Origin of the sequence: Cryptosporangium japonicum, assembly GCF_039524755.1 — a bacterium.
GTDB classification, from domain to species: Bacteria; Actinomycetota; Actinomycetes; order Mycobacteriales; family Cryptosporangiaceae; genus Cryptosporangium; species Cryptosporangium japonicum.
In genome coordinates this window covers 139,057-148,165 of the sequence record NZ_BAAAGX010000001.1, presented here as the reverse complement: position 1 = coordinate 148,165, position 9,109 = coordinate 139,057, and the positions used below count along the sequence as shown (strand labels likewise).

Sequence of the window (9,109 nt, the reverse complement as noted above, 5' to 3'; positions counted from 1 at the left end):
GGCCGGCGACTAATCGCAGCGCAGATCGAGGTCTGCGCTGCGTTGCTGGTCGTGGTCAGCCCGGCGAGTTCCGCCTCGAAGTGGGTGGCGTGCGAAGTGCGCCACGCCGGCACGAACGGCAAGCCGGTTCTGCCGCTGCGGCTCGAATCCGGCGGCGACATCATGGAGCTGCTCGCGCTCCACGAGGAGGACGTGGCCGGCGGACGAATGCCCGGTCCGGAGTTGGTGGCGCGCCTGCGTCAGCACGTGAAGGACTCGCGGTCCCTGCGACCTTTCCTGGCCCGGATCGCCGTCCGGTGGCAGCGGATCGCGCTGGTGGCGGCGGTCGGCGTCGTCGTCACGCTCTCCCTCGGGCTGGCCCTGCTCCGGCCCGGCGACGACGGCGGCACCGCGACACCGGTCGGCGTTCAGCCGCACGCCGAACCGTCCGAATCGCCGGACCGGCAATTCACGAGCCGGGGGACACCCTCCGCTCCGCGGACGGACCGAACGACAACCAACTGCGCGTCGGCGAATCGTTGGTCTCACCGGACGGACGTTCCCGGCTCACGGTGACGTCGGACGACGTTATCCTGCAGCGCCCGGGCGGCACGTTCTCGTGGCGTTCGTCGATGAGCCGCCCTCCGCGCGGCCCGCCGTATCTGGCCATTCAGGGTGACGGCCTCGTCGTCATCCGGGACGACGACCCGGCCAACGCGGCATTCGTCGGTCAGGGCGGTGAAATACTGTGGAAGAGCGGCCCGGTCAGCTCCACCGCCCCGTTCACGCTCGCGCTCGGGAACGACGGCCGGCTCCGTTCCCGCGATGCGAACGGCGTCGAGCTCTGGCGTGGACCCTGACCGCGCGGTAGCTCTCCAGGGTGACGTCACGCCGAGGTTCACGCCGTAATCTCGGGCCATGAAAACGGTCGCGTCCTACTTCCTCGGACTGTGGGACGCGGCCGTTCGCGCGCCGGTCAAGCCCGAGCAGGGGCGCCCCTGGCTGCCACGGCGTGGATGGCGGCGATGGGTGCTCGGAGTGGTCTCGGTGCTCCTCGGCGCGGGCCTCACCGGCGGCACGATCGCCGAGCTGGTGCTGGCGCTGCGGGTGCCGAGCGTGCTGGCCGCGTTCCTCGGGCTCGGCCTGGCCTTGCCGCTCGTCGTCGCGCCGGCCCGGCCGCTGCTGGCCTGGCGCGTCATGATCGTCTGCTTCCTCTGCACGCCGGTCGCGGTCACGTTCGGGCCGCGTACCGGTGTGGTCTGGCCGTGGCCGGTCACCGCGTGCGTCGCGATGCTGTTCACGCTCATCCTGATCGGGGCGTCCCATCCGCGCCGGATCTGGCTCGGCGTCGGGCTCCTGAGCTCGGTCGCGGTGTTCAGCTTCGGGGCGGCGGCCGGCATGCCGTTCTGGATCGGCGTCATCCTCGCCGCGGCCGCGTTCGCCGCGCTGCTGTTCGGCGACGCGGCCGGCGGACGGCGCAGCATCCAGGCCCGCCTCGACGAGCAGCGCGCACTGCGCAAACGGGACCTGGCGCGCCAGGCGGTGCTCGAGGAACGCGGCCGGATCGCCCGCGAACTGCACGACGTGGTCGCGCACCACATGACGATGATCGCGATCCAGTCCGAGGCGGCGCCGCTGAAGGTACCGGACCTCCCGCCCGCCGCGGTCGAGATCTTCGCGCAGCTCAACAAGGCCGCGCGCGAGGCGCTCACCGAGACCCGCACGGTCGTGGGCCTGCTCCGGTCGGAGGAGGAGGCTGCCGAGCGGGCTCCGGCGCCCGGCCTGGAACTCCTCGAGGACCTGGTGGGCCACGCCAGGGCCGGCGGTCTCCGGGTGACGCCGACGGTCGTCGGTGTGCCCCGCCCGCTGTCCGCGGCCGTCGACGTCTCCGCGTACCGCATCCTGCAGGAGGCGCTCAGCAACGCCACGCGCTACGCGCCCGGGAGCGAGGTGGGGGTCGAGGTCCGTTACGGGCCCGACGCCCTGCACCTGTCGGTCACCAACTCCGCGGCCGACGTCGGTCAGCGCGCCACCGTGGGCGCGGGCGGCGTCCCCGCCCCGTCCGACCCCTTCCGCGCGCTCGGAGCGCGCGGAGCCGGGGCGCGCGGGAAGGCGGCGGCCGAAGCCGCGGAGCGGGCGTCGCTCGGAGGTGGGCACGGTCTGGTGGGGATCCGGGAACGCACGTCGATGCTCGGCGGCGAGATGTCCGCCGGGCCGCGCCCCGGGGGAGGCTGGGCGGTGACCGCGGTGCTCCCGACCGCGGAATCCCCGCTCCCGGGAGCGGGGATTCCGGCGTGACGGGTACGGATCAGGCGGACTTGCGCTGACGCTTCTTCGCGGCTTTCTTCTGCTCGGCGGCCGCGGCTTCGAGCGCGTCGCAGAACGCGTTGACCGATTCACGCAGCAGACGCGCCTTGCGCAGTGCGTTGCGACGGTCGGCCGCGGAGTGGTTCGAGAACACGTCGAAGTCGAGCGTGGCCGAACGGCGGCAGTCCGCGAGCTGGTACGAGGCCATCAGGTCGAGGCCACCGTTCTCGCTCTTGTCGAGCTCGATCCGAGCCTCGACGAACGCGGTGCTGTGGAACCCGGGACGGTTCAGCCAGAACCGTCGGTAGTGAAGACGGCGTGACATGGGTTGCTCCTAGGCGAAGAGAGGGGCCGGGGCTCGCCGGAACGGCTAGCGAGCCCCGCAGGGCAACAGCCCGCCGCGGGGCCGTTGGGCCCTCTCTCCATCCGTCAGCACGTCCTCCAATCTACGGCCGGGCGGCAACCCAATAAGGTGCGTCCATGACGATCCGGGTGGTGGTGGCCGACGACCAGGTTATGATTCGGGACGGTCTCGCGACGCTGCTGACCGCGGCCGGCGACGTCGAGGTGGTGGGCCAGGCCGGCAACGGCCGCGAGGCGGTCGAGCTGGCACGCAGCCTCGCGCCCGACGTCATCGTGATGGACGTCCGGATGCCGGTGCTCGACGGCATCGCCGCCACCGCCGAGATCCTCGGGGAAACCCCGGAGGACGACGCACCCAAGATCCTCGTGCTCACGACGTTCGACCTCGACGAGTACGTGTACGACGCGCTGTCGGCCGGTGCGAGCGGCTTCCTGTTGAAGGACGCGCCCGGCGCGGACCTGCTCAACGCGGTGCGGGTCGTCGCGCGCGGCGACGCGCTGCTCGCCCCGTCGGTGACCAGGCGCCTGATCGGCGACTTCGCCCGGCGCCGGAAGCGTGATCTGCCTGGTGGTGCGGTCACCGAGCTGACGCCGCGCGAGCGCGAGGTGCTCGGGCTGATCGCCCGCGGGCTCTCCAACGCCGAGATCGCCGCCGAACTGTTCCTCGCCGAGCAGACGATCAAGACGCACGTCGGGCACATCCTGACCAAGCTCAACCTGCGCGACCGCACCCAGGCCGTGGTGTTCGCCTACCAGCGCGGACTGGTGGGGTAGGGGTACTAGGGGTCGACGCGGGGACCGATACCTGAGAGGGAGCCATGCCGGACTCCGCAGCGTGACGATTCGAGGCGCGGAAATTCTTAGCGTCTGGAGGCATGAAGGCCAGCCTCGTTCTCCTCCTCAGTGGATTGATCCTCGTCGGCTCGATCGCCGCCACCGGGTGGTGGGCGACCGGCAACCCCTCCTCGCGTCCCCCGGCGCCGCTCGGCGCCGAGGCCTGGACCAGCGTCGTCACGACGGTCGCCCCTGAGCTCGCCCGGGCCGACGTGCCCGACCCGGCCACCGCGTCGCCGTCCGAGGTGGCCGCGTTCGCCGACCGGCTCACCCCGCGCCAGCGCGACGACCTGGTGCGGCTCGCACCGGCCACGGTCGGCAACCTCGACGGCCTTCCGCTCACGATGCGTTACGCCGCCAACGAGTCGATGGTGACCGAGGCCCCCACCCCGGTGGTGGAGCAGGTGCTCGCGGTGAACGCCGTCGCCGGCCTCCGGACCGCCGAGTCCACGCGCCCCGGACGCACGCTGGCCTACGACCCGCGCGGTGACGGGCGGGTCGTGCAGGTCGTCGGTGATCTGGAGCGGGCGAAGCACATCGCGGTACTGGTGCCCGGCAGCAGCTGGCGACTGGACAACGTGCTGCGCTGGCCGTCCGGTCACCGGACGTCCCCGCTGGTCAACGCAACCGTCTTACAGCGGGCCCTCGGCGACGACGCGGCGATCGTGGTCTGGCTCGGCTACGACGCGCCGGAACGGGTGGACCTGGCCGCGGTCGGGTCGGCCCGGGCAATCGCCGGCGCCGGTGCGCTGCGACGGTTCCTGAACAGCCTGCCCGCCGTGCACGTCAGCCTGCTCTGCCACAGCTACGGCACGGTGGTGTGCGGCCGCGCGCTCCCCGGCGCCCCGGTGGACGAGGTCGTCGCGCTCGGCTCGCCCGGCATGGACGTCGCAACGGTGTCCGACCTGCGCACCACCGCTCGCGTCTGGGCGGCACGCACCGCCGACGACCCGATCCGCGTCACCCCGGCGGTCCGCGTGCTCGGGCTGGGGCACGGCACGTCGCCGGTCGATCCGAAGTTCGGGGCGCGGGTGTTCCGCACCGGCACCGCGACCGGCCACGACCAGTACTACGCCGAGGGCACGGAGTCGCTGGCGAACATCGCGCGCATCGTGCTCGGGCACGCGGCGGAGGTGACGCTGCGATGACGTCCCTGGCTACCCGGATCGACGCCGCCACTCCGGCCGACCGTGACCGCTCCCTCGACGGACTACGCGCCCTGGCCGTGATCGGCGTGGTCGTCGGCCACTTCCTGGTGATGGCGCTCGTTCCCGACGCGTCGGGGGCGCTGCGGGTACGCAGCCCGCTCACCGCGCTGCCCGACTTCGCGCCGCTGAGCTGGGTGCTCCAGATGCTGGCGCTGTTCTTCCTGGTCGGTGGCTACTCGGCGGCGCGGGGTCTGGAGGGTCGCGCGTACGGCCCCTGGATCCGCCGCCGGCTGGTCCGCCTGACCCGGCCGGTGATCGCCGTGACCGCGGTGCTGGCCTGCGCGTTCCCGCTGCTCTCGCTGGCCGGCGTGCCGGCCGGGACGCTGCGCACCACGACCGCGCTCGTGGTCCAGCCGCTCTGGTTCATCGCGGTCTACGGGGTCGTGACGGCGCTGACGCCGGTGGTGGTGGCGGTGGTGCGCCGGATGGGCGCCTGGGCCGCGCTGCCGCTGGTGGCGACCGTCGCGGTCGTCGACGCGCTGCGCTACGGCGTCGACGGTGTCCCGGGCTGGATCGGGCTGATCAACGTGCTGCCGGGCTGGGCCTTCGCGTACGTGCTCGGGGTCGCCTGGGCCCAGGGGCGGTTGTCCCGGCGGGCGGCGATGACGCTCGCGGGCGTCGGCGCGGCCCTGCTCGTCACGCTGGTGCTCCTGTTCGGTTACCCGGCGAGCGTCGTCGGTGTCCCCGGCGCCGGGCGGGTGAACTCGCACCCGCCGTCCCTGCTGGTGGTGGCCCTGGCGATGGCCCAGTGCGGGCTCGCCGTCCTGCTGCGCGACCGCCTGGCGGCCTTCCTGCGCGCACCGCGACGCTGGGCGGCGGTGGCGATGCTGAACCTGGTCGCGCTCACGGTGTTCTGCTGGCACCAGCTCGCGCTGGTCCTGCTGACGCTGGTCACCGCCGATCTGCCCGGGCTCCACGAGCTGCCGGACGGTCTGGGCTGGGCGGGGTGGCGCCTGCTCTGGCTACCGGTGCACTGCCTCGTGCTGGCCGCTCTGGTCTGGGCCACCCGCCGCTTCGAGGCTCCGTGGACGGGCGCTCTGCGCCAGCTGGGCCCGGTGGCGGTGGTGCTGGCGGCCGGGTTCGGCGCGTACGCGGTGACCGTGCTCTGAAGCGGGGATCCGGGGCGTCAGGCGGGGGTGGCGCGGACGTCGCGGGCGGTCACCGGGTCGCCGCAGGTGCCGCAGGCCAACGTGGGGGCCAGCGGCCCCTCGCAGGCCAGGTGCGTCAACCGCAGCGGCGGCCCGCTGCCGTCGTCCATCCACCGGTCGCCCCAGCTCATCAGCGACACGATCACCGGGTACAGGTCGAGCCCTTTCGCGGTGAGCCGGTACTCGTACCGGTCGGGTTTCTCGGCGTACCGCTCGCGCCGCAGCACCTCGTCGGCGGTGAGTTGACGCAGCCGCTCGGCCAGCACCGGCCGGGACGCCCCGGTGCGCTGCTGGAAGTCCTCGAACCGCCGCACGCCGCGGAACGACTCGCGCAGCACGAGCATCGTCCAGCGCTCGCCGACCACCGACAGGGTCCGGGCGATCGAGCACCGCTCGCCGCCGATCTCCGACCATCGCATCCCAAGATCCTAGCTGAGCTGCTACGTTCTGAAACAGAACCCACTGAGCGCAGGGAGACGCCGTGACCACGACCCGACCGGGGCAGTCGGATCCGTCCACCCTTTCCGGCCTGGCCGGCCGCTCGGGCCTCGAGCTCATCCGCGCGATCGCCACCGGCGAGGCGTCGCCGCCGAACATCGCCCGGCTGCTCGGCATGGAGATGGTCGAGGCCGACGAGGGCCGCGTCGTCTTCACGCTCGACACCAAGCCCGACTTCTCGAACCCGCTCGGCACCGTGCACGGCGGCATCCACGCCACGTTGCTCGACTCGGCGATGGGCTGCGCCGTGCACACCACGCTGCCCGCCGGCGTCGGCTACACCACGCTGGAACTGAAGGTCAACTACGTCAAAGCCATCACGCTGGACGCCGGGACGCTGACCTGCGTCGGCGAGGTGATCCACGTCGGCGGGCGGGTGGCCACCGCGGAGGGGCGGCTCACCGACAGCGCCGGCCGTCTCCTCGCCCACGGCACCACCACGTGCATGATCTTCCGGTAGGTGGGCGGCCCGCTCAGGGCTCCAGGTCAGAGCCGAGAAACAAGCACAGCTCGTTCTTGAGCGCGGCTCAGGTCGGTGCCAGGTTCGCCGGGGATCGTCGGCTCCGTGCTGGAGACTGCTACCGACGAACGAACCTCGACCCCGGCGGCGCCCGCCCGCCCCCGTGACCCCGCCTGGGTCCGTCCCTCGCTGCTGGTGATCCTGGCGGTGTCGGCCGTGCTCTACCTCTGGGACCTGGGCGCCTCCGGGTGGGCCAACGACTTCTACGCGGCCGCGGTCCAGGCGGGCACGAAGAGCTGGACCTCGTTCTTCTTCGCCTCGTCCGACTGGGGCAACGTCATCACCGTCGACAAACCGCCCGCGGCGATGTGGGTGATGGCGCTGTCCGGGCGCCTCTTCGGGTTCTCCAGCTGGAGCATGCTCGTGCCCGAGGCCTTGATGGGCGTCGCCTCGGTCTGGCTGTTGTACGCGGCCGTTCGCCGCTGGTCGGGCCCCGCCGCCGGGCTGGCGGCCGCCGCGCTGTTCGCGGTGACGCCGGTCGCCGTGCTCATGTTCCGGTTCAACAATCCGGACGCCCTGCTCGTGCTGTTGATGCTCGCCGCGGCGTACTGCGTGACGCGTGCCGTGGACTCGGCGGCGTCGCGGGGCGGCACCTGGTGGCTGGCGTTGGCCGGCGTCGCGCTGGGCTTCGCGTTCCTCACCAAGACGCTGCAGTCGTTCCTGGTGCTGCCGGCGCTGGCGCTGGTGTACCTGGTGTGCGCGCCGACCCGGCTCCGGCGGCGGATCGGGCAGCTGCTGGTCGGTGGGGTCGCGCTCGTCGTCGCGGCCGGGTGGTACGTCGTCGCGACGATGCTGTGGCCGGCGGACCGCCGGCCGTACCTGGGCGGATCCGGGGACAACACGTTTCTCGGGCTGGCGTTCGGCTACAACGGCCTGGACCGGGTCGTCTCCGGGGGTGGGGGCGGCCCGGGCGGGGGGCCCGGTGGCGGCGGTGGTTTCGGCGGCTCGACCGGCCTGACCCGGCTGTTCAACGAGCAGATGGGGACGCAGATCGCCTGGTTCCTGCCGGCCGCGGTGGTGGCGCTGGTCGCCGGGCTGTGGCTCACGCGGCGGGCGGCGCGTACCGACCGGGTGCGTGCCGGGCTGATCCTGTGGGGCGGCTGGCTGGTCGTGACCGCCGGGATCTTCAGCTGGATGGAAGGCATCTTCCACTCGTACTACAACGTCGCGCTGGCGCCCGGGGTGGCGGCGACGCTCGCGATCGGGGGCCGGGAGCTCTGGTCGGCGCGGGGGAGTGTCGTCGGGAGGGTCGTGCTGGCGGGGCTGGCCGGGGTGTCGACCTGGGTGGCGTGGGATCTGCTCGGGCGCGCGGCGGACTGGAACTCGTGGCTGCGGTGGGTGGTGCTGGCCGGCGGCGTCGTCGGCGTGCTCGCGCTGCTCCTCGGTGCGCGTTCGGCCCGGCGGGTGGCCGTGGTCGGGGCCACGGTCGGGGCGCTGGCCGTGCTGGCGGGTCCGGCCGCGTACGCCGCGCAGACCGCGGCGACCCCGCACACCGGCTCGACCCCCACCGCCGGCCCGGCGGGCACGGGCGGCTTCGGCGGCCCCGGCAACGGCCGCCGAGGCGAGTTCCCCGGCGGCGGCACCTTCCCGGGCGGCGGCACCTTCCCCGGCGGCGGTACCTTCCCGGGCGGCAACGCCCAAGGCGGAAATCCCCCGGGCGGAACCCCGCCCGGCCGAGACACCCAGGGCGGCAACGGGCCCGGGAGCAACGCGCCCGGCGCCGCCCAGGGCAATCAGCTTCCCGGCGGGAACGGCGGCCCGACCTTCACCCGCGGCGGCTTCGGCGGGGGCCAGGCCGACGCCCAACTCGTCGCGCTCCTGAAAAAGACCACGACCCAGTGGGCCGCGGCCGCGATCGGCTCCCAGAGCGCATCCTCACTGCAACTCGAGAGCGACCGGGCCGTGATCCCGATCGGCGGCTTCAGCGGCAGCGACCCCGCCCCCACCCTGGCCCAGTTCCAACAGTGGGTCTCCGAAGGCCGGATCCACTACTTCGTCGGTGGCGGAACGGGTGGCGGCCGCGGCGGACCGGGCGGCGACCGCGGCACCGGCAGCGACATCAGCACCTGGGTGGAGGAGAACTACACCGCCACCACGGTCGGCACCCAGACCGTGTACGACCTCACGAAGCCCAGGTCGTAGCCCGCGCTCAACCGCAGCAGCCTCCGCCGCAGCACCCGCCACCCGCGGGTGCGGCGGCGGGCGGCACCGCGCGAGCTGAACCCGAAGCGGCGCGGCTCGTGGCCGAGGAA

10 protein-coding genes are annotated in these 9,109 nt (G+C 73.2%); 8 read left to right on the top strand and 2 right to left on the bottom strand.

Annotated elements, in window-relative coordinates:
- From ABD437_RS00680 to ABD437_RS00670, 3 genes are all read left to right on the top strand, one after another.
- Positions 1–555, top strand: a 555-nt coding sequence (locus ABD437_RS00680; RefSeq protein WP_344646722.1) for a toll/interleukin-1 receptor domain-containing protein, incomplete at its 5' end; no start/stop codon positions are given.
- Positions 556–611: 56 nt separating this feature from the next.
- On the top strand, positions 612–839 hold the full coding sequence (locus ABD437_RS00675) for a hypothetical protein (RefSeq protein WP_344646721.1): 228 nt from the start codon (positions 612–614) through the stop codon (positions 837–839).
- 58 nt (positions 840–897) lie between these two features.
- Positions 898–2,277: a sensor histidine kinase gene (locus tag ABD437_RS00670; RefSeq protein ID WP_344646720.1), complete on the top strand. Its 1,380-nt coding sequence runs from the start codon at positions 898–900 to the stop codon at positions 2,275–2,277.
- Positions 2,278–2,287: 10 nt separating this feature from the next.
- Here ABD437_RS00670 and ABD437_RS00665 read toward each other — a convergent pair whose 3' ends face one another.
- On the bottom strand, positions 2,288–2,611 hold the full coding sequence (locus tag ABD437_RS00665) for a hypothetical protein (RefSeq protein WP_344646719.1): 324 nt from the start codon (positions 2,609–2,611) through the stop codon (positions 2,288–2,290).
- A gap of 155 nt (positions 2,612–2,766) precedes the next feature.
- Here ABD437_RS00665 and ABD437_RS00660 point away from each other — a divergent pair, with 155 nt between their 5' ends.
- From ABD437_RS00660 to ABD437_RS00650, 3 genes are all read left to right on the top strand, one after another.
- Positions 2,767–3,423, top strand: coding sequence for a response regulator (locus ABD437_RS00660; protein WP_344646718.1), 657 nt, complete (start codon positions 2,767–2,769; stop codon positions 3,421–3,423).
- Between the two features lie 101 nt (positions 3,424–3,524).
- Positions 3,525–4,631, top strand: coding sequence for an alpha/beta hydrolase (locus tag ABD437_RS00655; protein ID WP_344646717.1), 1,107 nt, complete (start codon positions 3,525–3,527; stop codon positions 4,629–4,631).
- Entirely contained in the window at positions 4,628–5,800 is a 1,173-nt protein-coding gene (locus ABD437_RS00650) for an acyltransferase family protein (protein WP_344646716.1), read from the top strand. Before ABD437_RS00655 ends, ABD437_RS00650 begins: the two co-directional genes overlap by 4 nt.
- Positions 5,801–5,817: 17 nt before the next feature.
- On the opposite strand, the gene ABD437_RS00645 is transcribed toward ABD437_RS00650, so the two are convergent.
- Positions 5,818–6,258 carry a winged helix-turn-helix transcriptional regulator gene (locus ABD437_RS00645; RefSeq protein WP_344646715.1) on the bottom strand — a complete coding sequence of 147 codons (441 nt, stop codon included), beginning with the start codon at positions 6,256–6,258 and terminating at the stop codon, positions 5,818–5,820.
- Positions 6,259–6,320: 62 nt separating this feature from the next.
- On the opposite strand from ABD437_RS00645, the gene ABD437_RS00640 reads away from it, so the two are divergent.
- Complete coding sequence (locus tag ABD437_RS00640; RefSeq protein ID WP_344646714.1) at positions 6,321–6,797, top strand: PaaI family thioesterase; 477 nt, start codon at positions 6,321–6,323, stop codon at positions 6,795–6,797.
- A gap of 105 nt (positions 6,798–6,902) precedes the next feature.
- The gene (locus tag ABD437_RS00635; protein WP_344646713.1) at positions 6,903–8,999 is read left to right on the top strand and encodes an ArnT family glycosyltransferase; all 2,097 of its coding nucleotides are present in this window, start codon (positions 6,903–6,905) and stop codon (positions 8,997–8,999) included.
- The last annotated feature ends 110 nt before the right edge of the window (positions 9,000–9,109 follow it).